Source organism: Arthrobacter oryzae (assembly GCF_030812315.1).
Classification (GTDB): Bacteria; Actinomycetota; Actinomycetes; order Actinomycetales; family Micrococcaceae; genus Arthrobacter; species Arthrobacter oryzae_B.
The window spans coordinates 1-22,127 of sequence record NZ_JAUSSM010000021.1 but is presented as its reverse complement, the minus strand read 5'-3'; the positions used below and the strand labels follow the sequence as shown (position 1 = coordinate 22,127).

Annotated in this window: 20 protein-coding genes; 7 read left to right on the top strand and 13 right to left on the bottom strand. The window is 65.0% G+C overall.

Annotation, left to right across the window (positions count from 1 at the left end):
- Window positions 1-2,292 (bottom strand): transglycosylase domain-containing protein, encoded by a 2,292-nt coding sequence (locus J2S97_RS22975; protein WP_307052242.1) that lies wholly within the window; start codon window positions 2,290-2,292, stop codon window positions 1-3.
- A 37-nt stretch (window positions 2,293-2,329) separates the two neighbouring features.
- Here J2S97_RS22975 and J2S97_RS22970 point away from each other — a divergent pair, with 37 nt between their 5' ends.
- From J2S97_RS22970 to J2S97_RS22960, 3 genes are read left to right on the top strand one after another with little or no spacing between them, the layout of a single operon-like run.
- Window positions 2,330-2,485 carry a DUF4177 domain-containing protein gene (locus J2S97_RS22970; protein WP_011693223.1) on the top strand — a complete coding sequence of 52 codons (156 nt, stop codon included), beginning with the start codon at window positions 2,330-2,332 and terminating at the stop codon, window positions 2,483-2,485.
- A gap of 2 nt (window positions 2,486-2,487) precedes the next feature.
- Window positions 2,488-3,057 carry a RidA family protein gene (locus tag J2S97_RS22965; protein ID WP_307052241.1) on the top strand — a complete coding sequence of 190 codons (570 nt, stop codon included), beginning with the start codon at window positions 2,488-2,490 and terminating at the stop codon, window positions 3,055-3,057.
- A gap of 15 nt (window positions 3,058-3,072) precedes the next feature.
- Window positions 3,073-3,984 (top strand): NUDIX hydrolase, encoded by a 912-nt coding sequence (locus J2S97_RS22960; protein ID WP_307052240.1) that lies wholly within the window; start codon window positions 3,073-3,075, stop codon window positions 3,982-3,984.
- 249 nt (window positions 3,985-4,233) lie between these two features.
- Here J2S97_RS22960 and J2S97_RS22955 read toward each other — a convergent pair whose 3' ends face one another.
- Complete coding sequence (locus J2S97_RS22955; RefSeq protein ID WP_123254700.1) at window positions 4,234-4,911, bottom strand: Crp/Fnr family transcriptional regulator; 678 nt, start codon at window positions 4,909-4,911, stop codon at window positions 4,234-4,236.
- Between the two features lie 272 nt (window positions 4,912-5,183).
- Here J2S97_RS22955 and J2S97_RS22950 point away from each other — a divergent pair, with 272 nt between their 5' ends.
- Entirely contained in the window at window positions 5,184-6,368 is a 1,185-nt protein-coding gene (locus J2S97_RS22950; protein WP_307052239.1) for a MarP family serine protease, read from the top strand.
- A 58-nt stretch (window positions 6,369-6,426) separates the two neighbouring features.
- On the opposite strand, the gene J2S97_RS22945 is transcribed toward J2S97_RS22950, so the two are convergent.
- Genes J2S97_RS22945 through J2S97_RS22935 form a run of 3 tightly spaced genes read right to left on the bottom strand, consistent with a single transcriptional unit; the run spans window position 6,427 to window position 8,235 of the window.
- Window positions 6,427-7,467, bottom strand: a complete 1,041-nt coding sequence (locus J2S97_RS22945) for a DUF2332 domain-containing protein (RefSeq protein ID WP_307052238.1) — start codon at window positions 7,465-7,467, stop codon at window positions 6,427-6,429.
- Between the two features lies 1 nt (window position 7,468).
- Window positions 7,469-7,945: a type II 3-dehydroquinate dehydratase gene (gene aroQ / locus J2S97_RS22940; protein ID WP_307052237.1), complete on the bottom strand. Its 477-nt coding sequence runs from the start codon at window positions 7,943-7,945 to the stop codon at window positions 7,469-7,471.
- Window positions 7,946-7,986: 41 nt separating this feature from the next.
- Window positions 7,987-8,235 (bottom strand): hypothetical protein, encoded by a 249-nt coding sequence (locus J2S97_RS22935; RefSeq protein WP_307052236.1) that lies wholly within the window; start codon window positions 8,233-8,235, stop codon window positions 7,987-7,989.
- 165 nt (window positions 8,236-8,400) lie between these two features.
- Between J2S97_RS22935 and J2S97_RS22930 the strand changes: the two genes are divergently transcribed.
- The gene (locus J2S97_RS22930; RefSeq protein WP_307052235.1) at window positions 8,401-9,369 is read left to right on the top strand and encodes a hypothetical protein; all 969 of its coding nucleotides are present in this window, start codon (window positions 8,401-8,403) and stop codon (window positions 9,367-9,369) included.
- 105 nt (window positions 9,370-9,474) lie between these two features.
- On the opposite strand, the gene J2S97_RS22925 is transcribed toward J2S97_RS22930, so the two are convergent.
- From J2S97_RS22925 to J2S97_RS22910, 4 genes are all read right to left on the bottom strand, one after another.
- Window positions 9,475-11,697, bottom strand: a complete 2,223-nt coding sequence (locus tag J2S97_RS22925; protein WP_307052234.1) for an alpha-galactosidase — start codon at window positions 11,695-11,697, stop codon at window positions 9,475-9,477.
- Between the two features lie 160 nt (window positions 11,698-11,857).
- Entirely contained in the window at window positions 11,858-13,198 is a 1,341-nt protein-coding gene (locus tag J2S97_RS22920; RefSeq protein ID WP_307052233.1) for an ABC transporter substrate-binding protein, read from the bottom strand.
- A 56-nt stretch (window positions 13,199-13,254) separates the two neighbouring features.
- Window positions 13,255-14,181: a carbohydrate ABC transporter permease gene (locus tag J2S97_RS22915; RefSeq protein WP_307052232.1), complete on the bottom strand. Its 927-nt coding sequence runs from the start codon at window positions 14,179-14,181 to the stop codon at window positions 13,255-13,257.
- A gap of 9 nt (window positions 14,182-14,190) precedes the next feature.
- Window positions 14,191-15,132 (bottom strand): carbohydrate ABC transporter permease, encoded by a 942-nt coding sequence (locus tag J2S97_RS22910; protein ID WP_307052231.1) that lies wholly within the window; start codon window positions 15,130-15,132, stop codon window positions 14,191-14,193.
- Between the two features lie 214 nt (window positions 15,133-15,346).
- Between J2S97_RS22910 and J2S97_RS22905 the strand changes: the two genes are divergently transcribed.
- Both J2S97_RS22905 and J2S97_RS22900 read left to right on the top strand, forming a co-directional pair.
- Window positions 15,347-16,549, top strand: coding sequence for a Gfo/Idh/MocA family protein (locus J2S97_RS22905; protein WP_307052230.1), 1,203 nt, complete (start codon window positions 15,347-15,349; stop codon window positions 16,547-16,549).
- A 5-nt stretch (window positions 16,550-16,554) separates the two neighbouring features.
- Window positions 16,555-17,583, top strand: a complete 1,029-nt coding sequence (locus J2S97_RS22900) for a LacI family DNA-binding transcriptional regulator (RefSeq protein ID WP_307052229.1) — start codon at window positions 16,555-16,557, stop codon at window positions 17,581-17,583.
- Window positions 17,584-17,614: 31 nt separating this feature from the next.
- On the opposite strand, the gene J2S97_RS22895 is transcribed toward J2S97_RS22900, so the two are convergent.
- From J2S97_RS22895 to J2S97_RS22880, 4 genes are all read right to left on the bottom strand, one after another.
- Window positions 17,615-18,406: a DeoR/GlpR family DNA-binding transcription regulator gene (locus J2S97_RS22895; RefSeq protein ID WP_307052228.1), complete on the bottom strand. Its 792-nt coding sequence runs from the start codon at window positions 18,404-18,406 to the stop codon at window positions 17,615-17,617.
- Window positions 18,407-18,464: 58 nt separating this feature from the next.
- A complete protein-coding gene (locus tag J2S97_RS22890; protein WP_307052227.1) occupies window positions 18,465-19,394 on the bottom strand; it encodes a carbohydrate ABC transporter permease in 930 nt (309 codons plus the stop codon).
- Window positions 19,391-20,362 carry a carbohydrate ABC transporter permease gene (locus J2S97_RS22885; protein WP_307052226.1) on the bottom strand — a complete coding sequence of 324 codons (972 nt, stop codon included), beginning with the start codon at window positions 20,360-20,362 and terminating at the stop codon, window positions 19,391-19,393. Before J2S97_RS22885 ends, J2S97_RS22890 begins: the two co-directional genes overlap by 4 nt.
- A 132-nt stretch (window positions 20,363-20,494) precedes the next feature.
- Window positions 20,495-21,805, bottom strand: a complete 1,311-nt coding sequence (locus J2S97_RS22880) for an ABC transporter substrate-binding protein (RefSeq protein ID WP_307052225.1) — start codon at window positions 21,803-21,805, stop codon at window positions 20,495-20,497.
- Window positions 21,806-22,127: the final 322 nt, after the last annotated feature.

Here is a 22,127-nt window from a genome sequence, read left to right as displayed (position 1 = left end):
CTACCCGTTGCCGTTGCCGTTACCGTTGCCCTTGCTGGGCTGCGGCGCGGGGGACGAGGGTGCCGGAGCGGGCGCAGAGTTCTGCGTCGACGGCGTGGTCTGGCGGGTGGGCGCTCCGCTGATCATGTTGGACGGCGGCGCAGTGAAGGGGTTGGTGCCGTACGCCGGAGCCACCTGCGTCATGAAGTTCGAGAACATCGGTCCCGCGATCATGTAGCCGTCGATGCCCTTGTAGAACTTGCCGTTGATGGTCACGTTCTGCCCGGAGCGCTGCTGCGATCCGAGGGCGTCGCCGAACCATGCAGCGGTTGCCAAACCGGTGGTGTGGCCCACCACCCAGGTGGAACCGTTGTTGTTCGAGGTACCGGTCTTGGCGGCGATGGGGAAGTTGGTCTTGGTGGAAATCCGCGGCTGGATCAGGGAGCCGGATCCACGGTTAAGGACTTCCTGCAGGGCGTAGTTCACGCCGCGGGCCACCTCGGGCTTGAGGGCGTCACGGCAGTTCGTGGTCTGGGCAGGCAACTGGGCTCCCGTCTGATCCGTCACCGAGGTGACGGCGATTGGGGCGCAGTACTTGCCGTCGTTGGCGAAGGTGGCGAAGGCGCTGGCCATCGACAGCGGTGACGTCTGCCTGGAACCAAGGAGGTTACCAATAGTCGTCATGGTGATGGGCGGCGTCGGATTGACGATCTTTCCCGCGTCATCCCGCTGGGGAAGGCCTTCGTGGAGGCCTACCGCGTCAACGACCTTCTGGATGCCGCACAGGTCCACCCTGGCGGCGGTGGCGAAGGTCATGGTGTTGATCGAGTTCGCCAGCCCGTCCAGGACGGTCATCGAACGGTAGTAGCCTTCCTCGGCGTTCTGCAGGTCCGTGGATTCGCCGTTGGTGCTGTCATACCAGCCGACGGTCGGAGTCTCGCAGGTGTTTCTCCACGGGAAGCTCTGCGGGTAACGGCGAACGGCGCCATTGAGGATGGTGTTCATCGAATTGCCCTCGTTGAGCCATTCGGCAAATGTGAAGGGCTTCATGGTGGAACCGGGCTGGGCACCACCGAGGCCGTTGAGGTCGTTGCCGTTCGGATCGTACTGGTCAACGCTGAAGTTGAGTTGGCTATCGAACTTGCCATCGCCGGCGAACCACACCGTGTTCTGGGCCATATTCGTGATCTTGCCGGTATTCGGCTGGACCGAGACGACGGCCGCCCCCCACTTGTCCGGGTTGGCGCCTGCCGACGCGTCCACCTGGGCCTGAGCCGCGTTCTGGGCCTTGGGGTCAAGGGTGGTGGTGATGGTCAGGCCGCCGCGGAAGATCTTGCGTTCCCTCTCGGTGGCATCGGCACCGTAGGCGGGATCGTTCAGCAGCAGGTGCAGGACGTAGTCACAGAAGTACGGGGCCGTGGAGGCATAAGCGCAACCCTGGCGGGCGGGGGTGACCTTTGTTTCCACTGGAGTGGCCACTGCCGCCTCATAGTCGGCCTGGTTGATCTTGCCCTGGGTGTACATGGCGTTCAGCACCTGGTCGCGGCGGTTCTTCGCGTTGTCCGGGTTGTTGATGGGGTCATAGAACGACGGGCTGTTCACCACACCGGCCAGCAGTGCGGCCTGGGGGAGCGTGAGGTCCTTGGCTGCCGTGCTGAAGAAGAACTTGGACGCGGCTTCGATGCCGTAGGCGTCCCGGTTGAAGAACACGATGTTGAGGTAGCCCTCTAGGATCTGCTCCTTGGTGAACTTCTTCTCCAGGGCGATGGCCAGCTTCATCTCGCGGAGCTTGTCGCCCACGCCCTTGTTGACGCCGTTGAGCTTGATGTCCTCGGTGTTGCCTTCTGCTTCGAGCGAGGCGTTGATGACGTTGTTCACGTACTGCTGCGTGATGGTGGACGCGCCCTGCTTGTTGCCGCGGGCGGTGCTCACCAGCGCACGCATGATGCCCGTGGTGTCCACGCCGCCGTGCTCATAGAAGCGGCTGTCCTCGATGGCGATCACTGCGTCCTTGATGTATGGCGACATCTGGTCCAGTGAAACGCGGGTGCGGTTTTCGGCGTAGAGGTTGGCGATCAGGCTGCCGTCAGCGGCAAGGATTTTGGTGGACTGGCTGGGCGGGTCCACCTGCAGCTCTGCCGGGAGCGTGTCGAAGAACTCGATGGAACCGCTGGCTGTGCTGCCGGAAACAGCAGCCGCAGGGACCAGCAGGCCTGCCACCAGGACACCACAAATCGCGCTCACGCCAAGGAAAGCAAAGATCTTTCCGAGGGTGGTGGCCGTGTCGAATAAAGGGTTCTTACCAGTCGCCATGTTTTCCACTTTACCGGCAAGGACTAGTCTTTAGCTCATGACCAAATGGGAGTACGCCACGATTCCGCTCATTATTCACGCCACGAAGCAGATCCTGGACCAGTGGGGAGAGGACGGCTGGGAGCTTGTCCAGGTCGTCACCGGTCCTGACGGCAACGGCCTCGTTGCCTACCTCAAGAGGGAGAAGCAGTAGTTATGACAAGCCCCGCAGGCACGGCGCCGGAATCCCCGGCCCACGCCGAAAACCCGGTCTCCGGCGCGGAAAACGGAGCACCGGCTTCCGCCGTCGAACAGCGGCTCGCCGAGCTGGGACTGGCTCTTCCGGAGGTAGCGGCCCCGGTGGCTGCCTACGTTCCGGCCGTCATCTCCGGCAACCATGTTTACACCTCCGGACAGCTGCCCTTTATTAACGGCAAACTCGAAGCTACGGGCAAGGTGTCGACCGGCACGGAAGGCTTCGCCGACGAACCCACTGTGTCGCCCGAAGACGCGAAACGCTTTGCCGCAGTTTGCGCCGTGAACGCGCTTGCGGCCGTCAAGAGCGTGATCGGGGACCTCGACCGCATCACCCGGATCGTCAAGGTGGTTGGCTTTGTCGCGTCCGATCCGTCCTTCACGGGTCAGCCAGGAGTCATCAACGGCGCCTCGGAACTCCTGGGCAAGGTCCTCGGTGACGCCGGCCAGCACGCCCGCTCCGCCGTCGGCGTGTCGGTTCTGCCGCTGGACTCCCCGGTGGAAGTCGAACTGATAGCCGAATTTAGCTAAGGCCGGTCACTTCCCTTGCCCCAGTTAGCCCGTCGCCTGTTTGTGCTGCCTCCCGATCTCGAGGGGGCAGCACGAAGCTGGCTCGAACACGGCGAGCGGACACCACGTGCCGCCAGTCTCGCCTCCTCCGTCGTCCTTCTGCGCGATGCGCCCACAGGACTGGAAACCTGGCTGGGTTACCGTCCGGGTACTTCCCCGCTCGGTGTGCTCGCCTTTCCCGGCGGCTCGCTCGATGCGTCCGACGACGACGCCGTCAGCTGGCTTGGCCCCACCGCGCAGCACTGGGCGGAACAGATGGGAACGGACGACGTCGGGCTGGCGCGCCGGCACGTGGTGGGCGCCATCCGTGAACTCTTCGAGGAAACAGGCGTCCTGCTGGCCGGCCCGGACCTCTCCACCACCGTGGAAGCCACCTCCACCCCCGAATGGATGCGTGCCCGCGAGGCTGTAGCCAACCAGGAGAAATCCTTCACGGACGTCCTGGCCAAGCGCGGCCTGTCCATCCGCACGGACCTGCTCAAGCCGCTGGTCAACTGGCTCAGCCCGGACTTCACCCACCGCCGCTTCAACACCCGCTACTTCGCTGCCACCGTGCCCGTGAACCAGCAGCCCACCCTGCTGGAGAGCAAAGGCGTGTGGGGCCGCTGGGTCTGCGCCAGCAAGGTCATCGCCGAACGCGACACCACTGCCCTGGGCGACGAAGTGGGCCAGGAAAACACCACCGGCCTGAAGCTCGGCCAACTGCTGGTGCCCGGCTCCGAGATCATGCTCGAGAAAATGGCAGCCGCCAACGGCTGCATCGCCTACCTGAGCTACAAGCGCAAGGCCCACGTGTACCAGCCGAAGCTGGTCGAGGAAGATGGCCGGCTCATGCTTGAAGTCGAGGCCGCCAAAACGGTCGCCGGCGAGCCCCAGCGGGAGCGCTAGGCTTCTTTCGCGAAGAACCGCCACCCGGCTTTCTCGGACGCTCCAGCAATTCTTGACGCTTTTTCTGCGACGCTCTCGCAGTTTCTACGGCTTTTTCTGCGACGCTGCTGCAGTTCTTGTCGTGTCTTTGAGCCGTGAACGTCGCGGGAACACGAAAGAGGCCCACGGCGCGACATCCGGAAGCGTGCGTCCAAGCGAGGTACGGGCGAGCGCGCGGGGATGTCGGGCTGTGGGCCTCGACGTTAGTGGCTAGCGGGAGCGCTGGCGGAGGCGCTGCATGTCCAGGATCACGACGGCGCGGGCTTCGAGGCGGAGCCAGCCGCGCTGCACGAACTCGGCCAGGGCCTTGTTCACGGTTTCGCGGGATGCGCCCACCAGCTGGGCCAGTTCTTCCTGGGTGAGCTCGTGGGCCACCAGGACGCCGTCGGTTGCCGGGCGGCCGAAGCGGTCGGCCAGGTCCAGCAGTGCCTTGGCCACGCGGCCCGGAACGTCGGAGAATACGAGGTCCGAAAGGGAATCGTTGGTGCGGCGCAGGCGGCGGGCCAGGGCCTGCAGGAGCTGCGCCGAGACCTCCGGGCGCGTACGCAGCAGGCCGTTGAGGCTCTCGTTCTTCAGGCCGGCGAGGCGGGTCTCCGAGACGGCGGTTGCCGTGGCGGTACGCGGGCTCGGGTCAAACAGTGCCATTTCGCCGAAAAGCTCCCCCGGACCGAGGATGGCCAGCAGGGACTCCCGCCCGTCGGGGGACGTGCGGCCCAGCTTCACCTTGCCGGAGACGATGAAGTAGAGCTGATCACCCTGGTCGCCTTCACGGAAAACCGATGCTCCGCGTGACAGGTCCACCTCTGTGAGTTCGTCTGTGAGCAGACGGAATGCTTCGTCGTCGAGCGTGGCGAATAGGGGTGCGCGGCGCAATACCTCGATGTCCATGAAATCTCCTGAGTAAAATGTGTCGGCTGGGGCGCTTCAGCCATTGTTTCAGAATTTTGAAGCTTCTGTGACGTACTTGGCACGCGAAACGCCTGAAACGGGGCCTGGAAGCCCCTCGAGGGGCGGAATCGGCATGCGGGACGCGGTTTTGCGGAGCACCCGCAGGGCATTTACTGGGCGTCTTGCGGGTTGCGCCCGGGTCCGCCGGCCATCGGCAAACTGTCAGGGTTCGCCACTAGAATTGGGGTTTACCTGTTTTGTGAGGAGCCCGTGTGTTCGGCTTGACCATCCTGGACCTGGCCTTGATCCTGACGCTGCTGTCCTACCTGATCTATGGCCTTCGCAATGGCTTCCTGGTGACGCTTGGCGGCATCGCCGGGTTTGTTGTCGGCGCCCTGGCCGCGTTCGTGTCCGTGCCCATCGTCAGCAACCTCGTGGAGGACAGCGGCTGGAGGCTCACCGCGATCGTGGCCACCGCCGTCGTGCTGATCGTCCTGGGGCATGCGCTGGGGACCATGATCGGCCGCAAAATCCGCAGTGCCGTGCGGATCCAGCCACTGCGGGCCATGGACCGTGTGGTCGGCGGCGGCGTCAACGTGGTGGTGGCCGCACTGGTTATGTCCATGCTGTCCTTCAGCATCAGCGCGCTGGGCGTGCCGTTTGTGTCCCAGCAACTGGCGGAGTCCAAGGTCATCCGCTTTATCGACGGCCTCACTCCCGTGCCGGTGAAGACTGCCGTGGCGCAGCTGCGCTCCACGGTGATCGGTGACGGCATTCCCACGCTCATCGAGGGACTCGGGCAGGGCCAGAAGGTGGCCATTCCCAACGCGAGCACCGACACACCGGCCCTGAACCGGGCGGCGGAGTCGGTCCTGAAAATTGCGGGCACTGCGTACGAGTGCGGCCAGAACCAGACCGGGAGCGGCTTCGTGGTGTCGCCGGGGCGCGTTGTGACCAACGCCCATGTGGTGGCGGGCGTGTCGCAGCCGGTGGTGGAGGTTCCCGGCGGCGGAGCCATGCCCGGCCGGGTGGTCTACTTCGACAGCCAGCACGACCTCGCCGTCCTTGCCGTAGACGGACTGCCGTCGTCCCCGCTCCAGCTGGGTGCCGACCTGCCGGCGGGCAGTCCGGCCGCTTTCGCCGGCTATCCGCACGGCGGGCCGTTCCAATCCAAACCGGCAACGGTGCAGGACATCGCCGCTGTCCTGGTGCCGGACATCTACGGCAGCAATGCGGCACCCGAAGACGTCTACCGGCTCGCCGGCGATGTCCAGCCGGGCAACTCGGGCGGGCCGCTCCTGACCACCGAAGGCCAGGTCGCCGGCGTGATCTTCGCCAAGGCCACCTCGGATGCCGACATGGGCTTCGCCATCACCATGGACGATCTTGGACCGGTCGCCGCGCAGGCACCGGCCCTGAGCAGTGCAGTGTCGTCCGGGCAGTGCATCCAGAAGTAGCGGTGTTGCCATCCGCGGCGGCACGCACGCCTGCGGCTGCCGCCGGCACGCAACCGGCCTAGAGCCACTCCAGGCTTTGGCCGTGCGGACCGGCGATGCCCACCGGAACTCCGTCCTGCAGCAGGAGGAAACGGCCCCGCAACCGGGCATCATCCATTTCCGGCACCACCACCGAACCGTCCGCCTGGGCGATCACCGTGTGGCCCTCGTTGGACAGCCAATGGCAGCCGCGCTCTGCCGCAAGCCTGCCGATTGTGGCTCGGAAGGCTTGCCGCCCGGAGGCGTCTAGGTAGGCCATCACGGCGCTGTGGAACACCACCAGGGCAGCGTCGGAAGGTGCGTGGGCGGCCAAGGCTACGAGCTGTTCGTTCAGGTCACCCGCCACGAGGAGCGGCGGATCCTGCTGCGCCACGGCGATGGCCCGCCGCAGACGGTCACGGCGGAAGTCCTGCTCGGGCCAGACGAGGGCCTCCAGCCAGGCGACGTCGTCGGGATTGTTGATGTCGAGGGGGTTCAGGTCAATCCCGGCCCGCCACACCACCTCGGGGAGGTCCATGGGGAGCGGCACGGCACCTTCCACCGTGCACCGAAGTACAGGCGGTCCGTCCGCCGCTGGGCGGGCATCCGGGTCCGGAGCCAGCCGCGTGACGAACGTGCCGTCGTCGTACTCGTAGGCGTATTTGTCGGGAAACAGCGCCAGGCCGGCCGACGCCCCCACCTCGATCAGGGCAAGGGGACGGCCTTCCGCCGCGGCGATGCCGGCGAGGGACGGCAGCAGCGTGGCGCAGCGGCCGGCTTCGTTGGTCTGGGTGGCGCGGGAAAGCACAGTCCGGGAGACCTCATCCCAGCGGGCCAGCAGGAACTCACGGAATTCGCGGTACGGGCTGATTCCGGCGCCGAGGAAGCGCGCGGCGGCCAGGATCAGCAGCGGCTGGCGCTTGTTATGCGGCCACTGCTCGATGCGGCCTATCACTTCAGGGTCGTCGGCGATTCCCAGCGACCATTCGGCGTAGCAGGGGGAGGAACCCGGCGCATCGACAGTCCCGAAGTGCCGGTACCAGTCCGCCGTGCCCGCCTGCCCTGCGCTGGCGGATGGCATCTCAGGCCTTGCCGGCATTCAGCTCTGCGAGGTATTCGACGGCGAACCGGTAGCCCATGACGCCGGCGCCGGCGATCACGGCCTTGCTAATGTCCGAGAGATAGGAGTGGTGCCGGAATTCCTCGCGGGCGTGCACGTTGGTGATGTGGACCTCCACCGCCGGCACCTGCACTGCGGAGATGGCATCGCGGATAGCCACTGACGTGTGCGTATACGCTCCGGCGTTTAGGACGATGCCGATGGCCTTGCCCCGCGCTGCGTGGATCGCATCAACCAGTGCACCCTCGTGGTTGGACTGGAAGCATTCAACCTCCACGCCGTGGGCCGCACCGGCGTCCTTGGCGAGCTGTTCCACATCAGCCAGGGTTGCCGTGCCGTACTTCTCCGGCTCCCGCGTACCGAGCAGGTTGAGGTTGGGCCCGTTGAGGACCAGGATCTTGCCGCGGCCGGCGTCGGTGGCGGGGGAGGCTTCAGTCATGTGTGCCAATCTATCGCCTTGCGTGCCGCGCGCGCTCTTCTTTACGGCTGCCTGCCGGCCATCCTGGCGATGCGGCGCAGAGCCACCGCACAGACCGGGAGGTAGGCGGGCGCCCACCACGGGACGGTGAACGTGACCCGGCAGCCGTCGCCCTCCGGAACCACAGAGTGTCCGGTGGCGCGGAGCCCGGCCACGGACCAGGACCAGGAGCGGCCCTCCTGGAAATCGGTGCCCCTGAACGTCAGGCTGATGCCGAGCACTGCGCGGACCCGCCCTGTGCTTCCGGCCATGAGGCAGGGTGCTCCCAGTTCGGGAACCGGAGAAACCCGGCAACGGGGGATAATCCTGCGCCTCTGGCCACTGGTTGTGGCGGTGCCTAGACTTGAAGGACCATCGTGCGGAGCTCCCGTACCGGTCAGCTCGCGCGGAAAGCCCGATCTGGAAAGAGCGTCATCATGCGCTGCAAAAATGTGGAATCAGGAAAAGCAATTCGCCGTGCCGCCGTGGGGCTTGTGGCCCTCGCAGCACTGCTCGTCCCGGGGCCGGTGGCTTCTGCCGGCTCGTCAGCCGACCGCCGGACGTCCGTGATCGAGCTTCCGGGGGCGACGTCGGCTGAAGGCATTGCGGCCGGGGAAGGAACAACGTTCTTCGCCGGCGACCTCTTCAAGGGGGACATCTTCCGCGGAGACATCCGCAAGGGGACCGCCAAGCTTTTCATTGATGCCCCCGATGGCCGGCAGGCCGTCGGCCTGAAGGTGGACGTGCGCCACGATCTGCTCTTCGTGGCCGGGGGCTTCACGGGACAGGCCTATGTTTACGACACCGACACCCGTGAGACCGTGGCGACGTATCAGTTGACCGAGGTGTCGGAACAGCGGCAGGCCGTAATCAACGACGTCACAGTCACCCGCGACGGCGCCTGGTTCACAAACTCCGTGCGCGGTGAGCTGTACTTCGTTCCGGTGGACGGCGACGGCGAGCCTGGCGACCCGGGCGACGTTAAGACGCTGGCGCTGACCGGCCCGGCCGCAGCCACCCCGGCCGCCTTCAACCTCAATGGCATCGCCGCCGTCCGCGGCGGCCGGACGCTCATTGTTGCCCACACCGGCAATCAGGCCCTGTACACGGTGGACCCGGAGACCGGGTCCAGCGCCGAGATCACCGGAACCAGCCTGCCCTTCGTGGACGGGATCGTGGTGAAGGGGAATACCCTCTGGGCGGTGCAGAACGAACTCAACCAAGTCAGCCGCGTCCGGTTGGACTCCCGGCTGGATTCCTTCGACGTCAAGGACGTCATCACCAGCCCCGAGTTCCAGGTCCCGGCGACGGGAGCCCTCTTCGGCGATACGCTCGCCGTGGTCAATGCGAAATTCGGCGTTGCCGGGGCCAGCAAATACGAAGTGGTCCTGGTGGACGCCCGATAATTGGGTTTGAGGAAGCTGGTTGAGATTGAGGACAAAAGAGTCTGCCGGCGGGTGGTTACCCGGCCGGCAGACTCTTTGTGATGCGGCGGCCTACGAACGGTTTTTCTACGCGCCCGTGAAGCGCAGGAGCACCGCGTGCTCCGGGTTGAGGATGGGCATCGGGAGGCCCACCTCACCCAGGAACCGACCGCTGGCTTCTGCCCCTGCCGCTAGCCACGCCGGCGGCTGAACCTGGGTGAAGTTGTGTGCATAGTCGGCGTCGCCTGGCGCCGGGAAGATGGCCTCCACCCGGTAGCTCTGCTCCGGTTCGAGCCCCGGCACGGTGATGCGTCCCGGCTGCTCTGCAAAGGCCGTTTTGGTGCTGACCAGTGCGAACAGCGCGGCCGTTTCACCCTGCGCGGCGGGACGCTGCGAGACCACACCGTGAAACATCAGGGAATCGTCGGCCACGTCCGCGCGGACCATCCGGCCGGAGTGGATGAGGCCGCGGTGCTCCTTGTAGATGCCGATGAAGCGCTTGAGCTCTTCCCGCTCGGCGCCGTGGACCTGGCGGACGTCCCATTCCAGGCCGAAGTGCCCGAAGAGGGCCGTGATCGCGCGGAACGACACATCGTGCGTGCGGGCCGTGGTGTGGGACGTGGTGGGGCCGATGTGCCCGCCCACCAGCTCCGGCGGCACCACCAGCCCGGTCCAGCGCTGGATGGTCTGGCGTTCCAGGGCATCGTTGCAGTCCGAGCCCCAGATCCGGTCCGTCCGCTCCAGGATGCCCAAGTCCACGCGTGCCCCGCCGGAGGAGCAGCTTTCGATCTCGATGCCCGGGTGGGCCTTCTTGAGCTCATCGAACAGCCGGTAGGCGGCCAGGGTCTGTTCGTGGACGGAGGAGCGCCCGGCGTGGCCGTGCTCGGTCAGGTCCCGGTTCTGGTCCCACTTCAGGTAGCTGACGTTGTTCTCGCGGAGCAGGGCGTCGATGCGGTCGAAGATGTACTGCCAGGCCGAGGGGTTGACCAGATCGATGATGTGCTGGTGGCGCCACGGCAGCGGCAGGCGGCCGCCGTCCTTGTGCGACAGCGCGGCGGGGCCTACGATCCACTCCGGATGGGCGCGCGCGATGTCGGAGTCCAGGTTGATCATCTCCGGCTCGACCCAGAGGCCGAACTCCATGCCACGGGACGTGACGGCCTCGATCAGCGGTGTCAGGCCGTCGGGCCACAGGCCTTCGTCGACGTACCAGTCGCCCAGTCCGGCCTGGTCGTGCCGGCGGCCGCGGAACCAGCCGTCGTCGAGGACGAAGCGTTCCACGCCCAGGTCAGCGGCGGAGTCAGCCAGTTCGATGAGCGTGCCGAGATCGTGGTTGAAGTAGACAGCTTCCCAGACGTTCAGCACCACAGGGCGCGCCTTGCCGGCTCCCGCTTTGCCTGTTCCTGACTTGGCTGAAGCCGCCGGCAGCACGTGGTGCGGACGGTTCCGGAACCAGCTGTAGAAGGCTTCGCTGATGCCGTCCAGGCCGCGGTCCGAGTATGCGGCAAACAGGGCGGGCGTGGTATAGCTGCCGTTCGGCTGGAGAACGACCTCGGCGGGGCCCAACAGCTCTGAGCCGCCGATCACCGTACGTCCGTCCGCGATGCTGTCCGCGAACTGCTCGTGGTTGCCGCTCCAGGCAAGGTGGGTGGCCCAGACTTTGCCGTGGCGGTTGCCGAAGCCCGCCGTGCCGGCGGCCAGCAGGAGGGAGGAGTCGTGGCCGGTGCGTCCGTGCCGGCCGGTCCGCACCCAGGTGCCCTGCTGGATGGCGCGGCGCTGTGGGTGGCGTTCACGGCACCAGCGGCCGGTCAGGTCGAGGAGTTCGACGGCGTCACGAGCCACCGGCAGCACGGTGGCCAGTTCGTCGAGCTGAAATGGCGATGTGCCGGTGTTGGTGACGGTGTGGCGCATTTCCAGCAGCCCGCCGTCGTGCAGTTGCAGCGTGGATTCAACAGTGATGCCCGCATCCGGATCGGACTGGACGATCACGGCAGAATTCCCGACGGCGGTACTTGCGCCAGCGTTGACCGCGGCGACGCGTAGGCGGACGGAGAAGTCGTAGCCGGGGACGCCGTCGGCGATGCGGTGTCCGCGGAGGGCCGGGCGTCCGCGCCAGCTGGAGGATGCCTGCGGCAGCAGTCCGGCAGGGACAGTGGCATCGATGGCAGAGTGGGGGATCGGTTCGCCGAGGATGGCCAGATCGGGCAGTGAAGAGCCCAGATCGGCGCCCCAGTGAATGACCTCGGCCTCCCCGCTGTCGAAGCTGATCACCAGGCTGGTGCCGGCGGAGCGGAGGTGCAGGGGCTTCATAGGGGTTCTCTTTCGTTGTGGCGGTAAGCGTACTGCGACGCGGCCCGTGGGTTTCGTATGTGTGTGGGGGTGGGGTGCCCGGACGCCGCCGCCCGCGAGGAGAAGCGGCGGCATCCGGAGCTGTGACTGCGACCACTTACGCAGCCACTACAGGTGCGGTCTACTTGAAGAGATCGTTCACCTGGTTGTTGGCTTCGGTCAAGGAGCTGGCAGGCTTCTTGCCGGATACCACGGCGTCCATTGCAGGTTCCATGATGCCCTTGACCTTGGCAGTATTGTCAGTGATGGGGTAGAGGAAAGTGGTTTCGTTCTTGATGTGCTCGGTGAACGCAGTCACGTCAACACCCTTGGCCTTGAACGCCTCCGCAGCCTTGTCGGACGATGCCTTGAGTGCGGGGAAGACTACAGCCTTGGACGCAACCACATCCTGGCAGGGTGCCGAGGCGAGGTACTCGACCCACTTGATGGCCGCATCCTTCTTCTTGGTCCCGGCCCAGATCGAATCGGCCAGGCCGTTGAACATCGACGCCCGCTTGCCTTCCGGACCCGTCGGGGTCGGGGCGATGCCTACCTCGATGCCCTTGTACCCTGTGTACTGGCCGACCATCCATGAGCCGTGGGCGTTGATGGCCGACTTGCCCGCTGCGAAGGTGTCGGCCATGGCAGCACCGACAGTGGTTTCCAGCTTGGGCATGTAGCCCTTGGCAGCCAGTCCGGCGAACCAGTCCATGCTTTCCTGGAACTTGGAGTCGTCGTAGTTGTAGTGCGTGCCCCACGGATTCTTATCCGTGTGGGACCAGCCGGTGGTGTTGGTGAGGTAGCTCCACTCGGTCTGGCCGGACGAGTCGCCGCCGCCGTTGAGGCCCAGTCCGTAGACGTCGACGTTGTTCTTGTCGAAGCCGGCCTCATCCCCGCGTTTGCCGTTCTTGTCAACGGTCAGGTGGGCGATGACCTTCTCGTATGTGCCGCCGTCCTGCGCGTTCCAGGTGAGGTTTTTCATCTGTTCGTCGGTGACACCGGCGCTTGTGAGCATGGCCTTGTTGTAGAACAGCCCGATGGTGTCCCAATCCTTCGGCAGGCCGTAGCGCTTGCCGTCCTGGCCCACCCAGAGGTCCGCAAGGCCGTCGTTGTAGGCGGCCAGGTCGACATTGTCCTTTTCGACGGCGTCGTCAATGGGAAGCAGCTGCTTGTTCTCGGCAAGCTCGCCGTAGCGTCCGAGGTGGTTGGTGAAGACGTCGGGGGCGGTGCCGCCGACGAACCCGTTCGTGAGTGTGCTCCAGTAGTCGTCCCACCCGCGCTGGGTGATCTTGACCTTGATGTCCGGGTTGGCCTTGGTGAAGTCATCGGCGCACTGCTGGTACGCGGGAAGCTGGTTGGCGTCCCAGAGCCAATAGCTGAGCTCGCCCTTGGCTGATTCTGCAGAGGATCCTGAGCCGCCACAGGCGGAGAGGGAGAGCGCGATGGCTGCCGCGACGGCGACGGTGCCGAGGGATTTCTTCATGATTTTCTTTCCGTTGGGGATGGGAGGGGAAGAGGAGAGGGGTGGAGGCGGGGCGCCTATTTGATGCCGGAGAAACCGATGGAGTTGACGATCTTCTTGCCGAAGGCGGCGAAGAGGATCAGGACGGGCAGTGCGGAAACCAGGGTTGCGGCCATGAGGCCGGACCAGTCGGGTGCGCCCTGCGGGGACTGCGACTTGAAGACGCCGAGCCCCACCTGCAGGACCCGTACGTCGTCCTGCGAACCGACCAGCAGTGGCCAGAAGTATTCGTTCCACTGGCCGATGAAGGTCAGCAGCGCAAGCGTGGCCAGGGGTGCCGCGGCGTTGGGGAGGACAATCTGGAAGAAGATGCGCAGGTGCTTGGCGCCGTCGAGCATGGCCGCCTCTTCGACCTCGCGGGACATGTTCAGGAAGAACTGCCGGAGGAAGAAGATTGCGAACGGGGTCATGAAGATGTACGGCAGGACCATTCCGAGCATCGTGTTGAGCAGGTCCAGGTTCTTGATCAACAGGAAGTTGGGCAGGGCCGTGAAGATCGGCGGGACCAGCATGGTGCCCAGGAACAGGCTGAACACCACGTTCCGGCCCTTCCAGCGCAGCCGGGCAAAGGCGTAGGCAGCCATCGCACTGAAGAACACGGCCCCGGCAGTGGTGATGGAGGAGAAGATGATGGAGTTCCGCAGGTAGAGCCAGAAGTCGATGGCGGCACCGGAACCGCCTTCTGCGACGGCGTCGGCCGGGCTCTGCAGCCCGAACACCCGCATAAAGGCGCCAAAGGTGAATTCCGCCGGAAGCAGACTGGCCGAGTTGGAAGCCAGCGCCGAGTTGGTGGACAGCGCCGTGCGCAGCACCCACAGGAACGGGACGACGGAGACCGCGATGGCCAGGGCAATGAGGGCCCAGGCACCCGCGCGGCGGGCGTTGAAAGGACGACGGCGGCGGGTTTGAGCCGGCAACGGTGCGCGGCTGGTGGTGGTGGTCATGCGGGGCTCCTAGTCCAGGTCCGACTCGTTGCCCTTGAGGAACTTCATCTGGATGAAGGCCACGAGGGCGAGGATGAGGAAGAGAATGACGGCGATTGCAGATCCGTAGCCGAAGTCCGACTCGGTGAAGGCGCGCTGGTAGATGTAGTACTGGATGACGCGGGTGGCGTTGACCGGGCCGCCCTGTGTCGTTACGGAAACGGTGTCGAAGACCTGGAAGGAGCCGATCACCGTTACGACGAGGACGAGGACCAGCACCGGCCGCAGCAGCGGAATAGTGATCTTGCGGAAGGTCTGGAACGGTGAAGCGCCGTCGAGTTTGGCTACTTCATAGATGTGGCCCGGGATGGCCTGCATGCCGGCGAAGATGAGCAGGGCGGTGTAGCCCATGTGGCGCCAGGTGTTGATCACGGCCTGGGTGGGGATGGCCCACTCCTCGCTTCCAAAGAACGCGACACGGGGGAGGCCGGCCCATTCGATGAACTGGTTGACGACGCCGATCTGATAATCGAGCATCCAGAACCAGAGCAGTGCCGCGATGACGTTTGACATCATCCAGGGCAGCAGCAAGGCGCCGCGGATGAGGGTGGACTTCGCGACCTTGTGCATCAGGAGGGCCAGGCCCAGGGCAAGGGCGGTCTGGAGGACGATGTTGAGGAAGACGTACTGGCCTGTGACGGCCAGGGAATTCCAGAAGAGCGGATCCTTGGCGATCGCCGAGTAATTGTCCATCCCCACCCATTCCGGGTCTCCGAGGATGTTGTACTCCGTGAAGCTCAGGTACACGCCGCGGATGGTTGGGACAACGTAGAAAAAGATGAACCCGATCATGGCCGGGGCAATGAAGAGGAGTGCGATCTTGATGTCGCCGAACCGGCGTAGGCCGCCGCGTGGCTTTTGAGCTCCCGCCCGGAGCGGGGCAGTACTCGCGTGCTTGGTAAGGGTGGTCATCTTCGACCCTTTCCTGACTGTGATGTGGGTAACAACTGGATAGAAATCTACACGAGTAGATTGAGGGAGGCAAGCTATTTCCCTTGAAAACATTGAAAGTTACTTCTGGACTCTCTCAATCTGTTGACTCGAGTAGATTGCAGTGCAAGACTTTCGGCAAGCCCACACGGGGCTCTTCATGCCCGGACCTGCGGGCAGTCAGGAAAGGTAAACAATGACGTTTTCTATCGGAGTCGTCGGCGTCGGACAGTTCGGCGGCCACTTTGCCCACCTCTTCAAACTCCACCCGGGCGTGAGCGAGGTCTTTGTCGTGGACGAACGGCCGGAGCGCGCCGCCGCGGCGCTGGAGCACTGGGGGCTCGACGGCACCAAGGCGAGCTTCGAGGAACTGCTGGCGTCCGACGTCGACGCCGTCGCCATTTTCACGCAGCGCTGGACCCACGGTCCCCTCGTGGAGCAGGCGCTGCGCGCCGGAAAGCACGTCTACTCCGCTGTTCCCATGGCAGTCTCGGAAGAAGAGATCGAACGCATCATCAAGGCCGTGAAGGAAACCGGCCTCGTTTACGCCATGGGGGAGACCAGCTACTACAACCCCGCCACGGTCTACGCCCGCAACCAGCACGCCGCCGGCAAATTCGGAAGGATCTTCTACAGCGAAGGCGACTACGTCCATGACATGGACCTCGGCTTCTACGACGCCTACCAGTACAGCGGCGGAGAGGAATGGAAGGCGACGGCCAGCTACCCGCCGATGCTGTACCCCACACACGCAATCGGCGGCGTCCTGGGTGTCCTGCCCTCGCACGCAGTCAGCGTCAGCTGCATCGGCGTCAAGGATGACCGGCGGGACGGCGTCTTCGACAAGGACGTGAGCATGTTCGACAACGACTTCTCCAACGCCACCGCGCTCTTTGAGCTGAACGACGGCGGTGCGATGCGCACCAACGAGATGCGCCGGGTGGGCTACCCCTCCCACATCCGCGAATCCCGGTTCCGCTTTTTCGGCACCGAGGCCAGCTTCGAGCAGCTCGCAAAGGTGACGGTGTGGCAGGACAAGGAAAACGTCCACGACATCTCGGACCAGGTGGAAACCCGGCCCAGCATCCCGCTGGATGATCCCTCGCTGTCCGGCGTTGCCCCCGAACTGCGTGATGCCTTTATCTCCGGGCTTGCCCCGGTGCACGACCGTGGACGCCTGCCGGACGAATTCCTCGGCGCTCCGACCGGCCACGAAGGCAGCCACCAGTTCCTGGTGGACGACTTCGTGACGGCGGTCAACGATGGAACGCTGCCGCCCGTCAATGCCTGGGTAGCCGCGCGGTTCACGCTTCCCGGAATCGTGGCCCATGCCTCGGCCCGGCAGAACGGCGAACGCCTGCCCATCCGCGATTTTGGCGACGCTCCGCAGGGTGCATAGCTAGCATGTACTCCATGACCACTTCCGCAACGCACACTCCCCGAGGCCCGGTAACACGCAAGGATGTTGCCCGCTACGCAGGCGTGAGCACGGCCGTGGTCAGTTACGTTGTCAACGGCGGGCCCAAGCGGGTTGCGCCGGCCACCGAGGCGAAGGTCCAGGACGCGATCCGCGTCCTGGGCTACCGCCCCAACGCGGCGGCACGCGCGCTGAAACTGGGATCCAGCGAGACCATCGGCCTGATCATCCCGGACAACAGCAACCCGTTCTTTTCGCTGCTGGCGCACGCCGTGGAGGACGCCGCCGGCGAACTCGGTTATGCCTTGTTCCTGACCAACTCCGACGGCGATCTTGCCAAGGAACGCCGGCACATCCGCAACCTGGCCGCCCGTCAGGTGGACGGCGTCGTGCTTGCGAGCGTCCTCTCCGAACCGGACCTTGCGGATCTTGAATCGGCGGAGATTTCATCGGTCCTGCTCAGCCACAGCGAGAAGCCTGCCGGCGTCACGAGCGTCGGCGTGGACCTCGCCGGGGGCGCCCGCACTGCCGTGGAACACCTGATCGGGCATGGGCATACCAATATCGGACTCGCCATGGGTACCACCACGGCCAACGAGGCCGATGATCGCGAACAGGGCTGGCTGCAGGCGCTCAAGGCCGCGGGCCTCCCGGAGGGCCCGATCGCGCGCAGCGCCTTCACCCGGGACGGGGGCTACGCGGCAGGTAAGCGCCTCTTGGCGTCGGGCCACCGCCCCACCGCTATTTTCGCGAGCTCGGACATGCAGGCGGTGGGCATCCTCCGGGCCCTCCATGAAGCCGGACTCTCCGTTCCCGAGGACATTGCCCTGGCCGCCTTCGATGGTTCGGTGGAGGCCGAATATTCGTGGCCCCCGCTGACCACCGTGGAACAGCCGGTGCGCGACATGGCGGACGCCGCGGTGCGGGCGCTGGTCGGAGCGGACCGCGGCGAACCGCCCCGTCACCACGTCTTCCCCACACGGCTGCTGGTCAGGCAGTCCTGCGGCTGCCCGTAGCAGCAGGACGGCAAACGGCCCGGCGCCGGGGTTAGCCCGCGCTGACGATCCGCAGCCGGCTGACGCTTTCCTCCAGGAGGCGCCGCGCGTCCGCGCTGAGGCCGGCGTCGCTGATGACCTCGTCGGCCTCCTCGAACTCAGCGATGGTGCTCATCCCCTGCGTCCCCCATTTGGTGTGGTCGGCCACTACCACCACCCTGCGTGAGGCCGCCACGAACGCCCGGTCGGTCTCGGCCTCAAGCAGGTTGGGAGTGGTGAAGCCGGCATCGGGGTCCATGCCGTGCACGCCCAGGAACAGCAGGTCCAGGTGCAACTGCTTGAGGGCCGCCGTTGCGATGGGCCCCACCAGCGCGTCCGACGGCGTGCGCTCGCCGCCGATCAGGATCACCGTGGAGCCGTAACGTCCCGCACCGGAGGACGAGCCGTGGTGGAAGAGGTCGGCAATGCGGATGGAGTTGGTCACCACCGTGATGCGCGGGCCGTTGACCAGTTCCTTTGCCAGCGCCCACGTGGTGGTTCCCGCACCCAGTCCCACGGCCATCCCCTCATGGACCAGGGAGGCCGCTTCCAGCGCAATGGCCCTTTTCTCCGCTGTTAGCTGCGTGGACTTCTGCTCGAAGCCGGGCTCATGGGTGCTGGCATCCCCGGGGAGCTTGGCACCGCCATGGATCCGCTCCACCCGGCCGCCTTCCTCGAGCAGCTCGATGTCCCGCCGGACGGTCATCAGCGACACGCCCAGCTGCTGGGCGAGGTCCGAGACACGGACCACCCTTTCGCGCTGGACGGCGTCCACAATTGCCTGATGGCGTGCTGCGGGAAGCATGGAATTCCTTTCGGGCTGCGGCTCGGGGGAGGCTGTCCCCGTCAGAGTCCATCATGGTCTACCCCTTGCTGGAACCAAGAGTCAGCCCTGCAACAAACTGCCGTTGCAGGAGCAGGTAGATCACCAGCGTGGGGATCACGGTAATGACGGCGCCGGCCGCCAGGAGGTTGTAGTTGTTCAGGAACTGGCCCTGGAGGTTGTTGATTGCGGTGGTGATGGGGAGCCGGTTGCCGCTCTGGATGAAGATCAGCGGCCAGAAGTAGTCGTTGTAGATGAAGATGACCTGCAGGGTGCCGAGGGCGGCAAACGCGGGCCGGCACAGCGGCATGATGATCTCCCGGTACTGTCGCCAGATGCCGGCGCCGTCCACCAGCGCGGCTTCGGTCAGATCTGCGGAGAGCGCCTTCATGTAGTTGGACAGGACGAAGGTGCAGAAACCCATCTGGAAGGCCGTGTTGACGGCGATCACCACGATGTACGTATTCAGCATGTTGCCGGAATCGCTGAAGGAATACGGCACCTCGAAGTGCTTTGCCATTTCGAACAGCGGGGCGGCAAGGACCTGCGGCGGCAGCAGGTTGCCGGCCGTGAACATGATGAGCAGGGTGATGTTGAACTTCCAGCTCACGCGGCTCACGGCGAACGCCATCAGGGACGCCAGGAACAGGGTCAGCAGCACTGCCGGGACCGTAATGATCACGGAGTTCCAGAAGTAGGTGGCAAATCCGCCCTGCGTCCAGGCCTGGGCGAAGTTGTTGAAGTTGAAGTCGCCGGCCAGGCTGAAATAGCCGTGCTCGTTGGTCGACGCCACCGGTCGCAGGGCGGTGAAGAGCGACCAGCCCAGTGGGACCAGCCACATGACGGCCATGACGGCGAGGAAGATGTGGGTGCCGTAGTGGCGCTTTGGCCGGCTGCCGGAGCGAAGCCCGGCAGCCGAATCGGTTCTGCCTGCGCGACTGCCGCCCCGGGCGGTGGTGGTGGTGCTCATGCTTTGCCCTCCTTGCCGAAGGTGCGGCTTAGGTAGAAAACGATGGGGACGAGGGAAATGACCAGCAGCACCACGGCCAGTGCCGAGCCGACGCCGATCACCTGGCCTTCGCCCACCAGGTTCTGGATCACCAGCGCGCTGAGCATCTCCAGGCCGTTGGTGCCGCGGTTGATGACGTAGACAACGTCAAAGGCGCGCAGGGATTCGATGATGGTGATGACCACAATCACGATGTTGATGGGGCGCATGGCGGGAAAGACGACGCGGAAGAAGGTCTGGAAGCCGTTGGCGCCATCGATGGCCGCGGCCTCCTTGAGGCTGGGGTCCACACCTTTGAGCCCTGCCAGGTACAGGAGCATGACGTAGCCGGCGTGCCGCCACGTGGCAGCGATCATGGCGGCCCAGATATTGACGGACGAGTCCCCGAACCAGTCCACGGCCTGTGGCGTCCCGGCAGTGCCGAGGAGGAAGTTCAGCAGCCCGTTGTCGCGCTGGTAGAAGAGCTGCCAGATGATGCCGATGAGGGCAAGCGAGAGCATGACGGGTGCAAAGAAGATGCTCTGGTAGATCTTGCTGCCGCGGATGTTCTGGTCCAGCAGCACGGCCAGGAGCAGACCCAGCGGGGTGGCCACGAGGGCCAGGAACAGGAGCCACAGCAGGTTGTGCTGCACGGCGGGCCAGAACGGCGGGTAGTCCTGGGTGACGTACTGGTAGTTGTCCAGGCCTGCCGGGCGGATGCCGCCAAGGTCCAGGCCGTTCCACCGGGTGAAACTGAGGCCCACCGACATCAGTGTCGGCAGCCACACCAGCGTTAGCTCGATCAGGGTGGGAATGCCCACCATCAGCGACAGGACAAGCTTGTCGCGTCCGGACAGGCGGCGGACCCGCCCGCCTTTGGTACGCCTGACGGGAGCGCCTTCGGGCTCCCTTGCTTCGGGCGGAACCAGTTCTCTTGCGGTGCTGCTCATAACGTTTTCCCTCGCTTGGTCCGGATGCAGGGAAGGAACGACGACGGCGGCAGGCGGTGCCGCCGCCGTCGTTCCTTCCTGCCGGGCCGGCTGTGATACGGGGCCGACCAGGCTGGAACGACTGGGCTGGAACTACTGCGCGGCGTAGAGCGTCTTGGCCTGGGTTTCGAGGTTCTTGACGTCCATCCTGCCGTCCTTGATGAAACTTTGCAGTGCCGGGATCATCACGTTGTTGGCCATGGCCGGCAGGGCGTCGCGGTCGAAGAACTGGCTGATGTACTTGGCGTCCGCGATGGTGTCCGCGCATGTTTTGTTCAGGGGGCTGAACTTGGACGTGTCCGTCCCCTTGGCAGTGGCAATATTCGACGCGTCCACCGCGGCGTACGCGTCCTGCGCTTCGGCGGTTCCGAGGAACGACATGAAGTCGCGGGCAGCCGTGTTCTCGCCGCCCTTCTTGGACAGCAGGAGGCCATCGATCGGGGCCTCGACGGCGTCCCGGCCTTCCATGGCGATCTCCGGGAAGGCGAAGAATCCGATGTCGGCCAGGACGGCGGGATCCGTGAACTGCTGGGTCACGAAGGAGCCCAGCAGGTACATTCCGGTCTTCTTGGCCTCCAGCGCCTTGGCGGCATCCTGCCACGTCTGGCCGAGGGCTGCCGGGTCCTGGAAGGGGAGAAGTTCGGCCCACGTGTCAAAAACGGCGCTGACCTTTTGCTGGTCCCAGGACTCCTTGTGCGCGCACAGGTCCACGTGGAACTGGTAGCCGTTGAGCCGCATGTTGATGTAGTCGAAGGTGCCCATGGCCGGCCAGCCGTCCTTGTCGGCAAAGCCGATGGGAATGATGCCGTCGGCCTTCATCCTTGTGGCCAGGGCCTTGAGTGCGTCGAAGGTTTCGGGAACTTCGTAGCCTCTCTCCGCCCAGAGGCTCTTCCGGTAGAAGAATCCCCACGGGTAGTTGTAGTTGGGTACGAAGTACAGCTTCCCGTCGGGGCCGGTGGAGGCTTTCTTCAGCGCCTCGGAGTAATTGCCCCCGATACTCTCCCAGACGTCGTCGATGGGAGCCAGGAGTCCTTTCTCCGCGTAGTACTGCATGCGGTAGCCGGCGAACCAGGTGAAGGTGTCGTCCGGGGAGCCCTGCAGGTAGGAGTTGATCTTGTTCTGGAAGTCGTTGTGCGGCACCACGTTGGTGGTGACTTTCTTGCCTGTCTTGGCGGTGAATGCATCGGTGACAGCCTGGTACGCCCGCTTGGGGACATCGTCCGAGGACCCCGAACCAAACGTCAGGCCGGGGGAGTCGGAGCCGGTGGCCGACGGCCCGCTGCCCCCGGTGCAGGCCGCGAGGAACGGGATGCCGGCCAGGCCTGCCGCACCGACTCCGACGGTCTTGAGGATGGTCCGCCTGCTCGGATACGGGACTGCCGACGCGTCAAACTGTGCTGCCATGTTCTCTCCCTTGAAAAAAGCCGCTTGTGAGACACCTCACATTCCCGACTATAACCTCTCAAAAGAGAACAGGAAAGAACGGGAAACAACATTTCTGCCAAGGTCAGTGTTTGAATCGTCACAAAAAAATACGGCCCCGTTTTCCCGTCGTGAAACGGGAAATCGGGGCCGCTGGATGCGCGCGCGGACCGGTGGCCGTGGAGCCGCGTTCCGGGAGCGCCTGTTACTTTTTGAGCGACTGTGCGATCTGGGCCATGACGGTGTTGTCTGCCAGTGTGGTGGCGTCGCCTACTTCGCGGCCTTCTGCCACGTCCTTCAGCAG

Bases quoted from the DNA above. Each gene is read 5' to 3' on its own strand.
- J2S97_RS22900 (WP_307052229.1), top strand. From the start codon at position 16,555: ATGTACTCCATGACCACTTCCGCAACGCACACTCCCCGAGGCCCGGTA.
- J2S97_RS22880 (WP_307052225.1), bottom strand. From the start codon at position 21,805: ATGGCAGCACAGTTTGACGCGTCGGCAGTCCCGTATCCGAGCAGGCGG.
- aroQ (WP_307052237.1), bottom strand. From the start codon at position 7,945: ATGACTGAAGCCTCCCCCGCCACCGACGCCGGCCGCGGCAAGATCCTG.
- J2S97_RS22945 (WP_307052238.1), bottom strand. From the start codon at position 7,467: ATGCCATCCGCCAGCGCAGGGCAGGCGGGCACGGCGGACTGGTACCGG.
- J2S97_RS22975 (WP_307052242.1), bottom strand. From the start codon at position 2,292: ATGGCGACTGGTAAGAACCCTTTATTCGACACGGCCACCACCCTCGGA.
- J2S97_RS22885 (WP_307052226.1), bottom strand. From the start codon at position 20,362: ATGAGCAGCACCGCAAGAGAACTGGTTCCGCCCGAAGCAAGGGAGCCC.
- J2S97_RS22930 (WP_307052235.1), top strand. From the start codon at position 8,401: ATGCGCTGCAAAAATGTGGAATCAGGAAAAGCAATTCGCCGTGCCGCC.
- J2S97_RS22935 (WP_307052236.1), bottom strand. From the start codon at position 8,235: ATGGCCGGAAGCACAGGGCGGGTCCGCGCAGTGCTCGGCATCAGCCTG.
- J2S97_RS22910 (WP_307052231.1), bottom strand. From the start codon at position 15,132: ATGACCACCCTTACCAAGCACGCGAGTACTGCCCCGCTCCGGGCGGGA.
- J2S97_RS22915 (WP_307052232.1), bottom strand. From the start codon at position 14,181: ATGACCACCACCACCAGCCGCGCACCGTTGCCGGCTCAAACCCGCCGC.
- J2S97_RS22895 (WP_307052228.1), bottom strand. From the start codon at position 18,406: ATGCTTCCCGCAGCACGCCATCAGGCAATTGTGGACGCCGTCCAGCGC.
- J2S97_RS22965 (WP_307052241.1), top strand. From the start codon at position 2,488: ATGACAAGCCCCGCAGGCACGGCGCCGGAATCCCCGGCCCACGCCGAA.
- J2S97_RS22905 (WP_307052230.1), top strand. From the start codon at position 15,347: ATGACGTTTTCTATCGGAGTCGTCGGCGTCGGACAGTTCGGCGGCCAC.
- J2S97_RS22890 (WP_307052227.1), bottom strand. From the start codon at position 19,394: ATGAGCACCACCACCACCGCCCGGGGCGGCAGTCGCGCAGGCAGAACC.
- J2S97_RS22970 (WP_011693223.1), top strand. From the start codon at position 2,330: ATGACCAAATGGGAGTACGCCACGATTCCGCTCATTATTCACGCCACG.
- J2S97_RS22920 (WP_307052233.1), bottom strand. From the start codon at position 13,198: ATGAAGAAATCCCTCGGCACCGTCGCCGTCGCGGCAGCCATCGCGCTC.
- J2S97_RS22925 (WP_307052234.1), bottom strand. From the start codon at position 11,697: ATGAAGCCCCTGCACCTCCGCTCCGCCGGCACCAGCCTGGTGATCAGC.
- J2S97_RS22955 (WP_123254700.1), bottom strand. From the start codon at position 4,911: ATGGACATCGAGGTATTGCGCCGCGCACCCCTATTCGCCACGCTCGAC.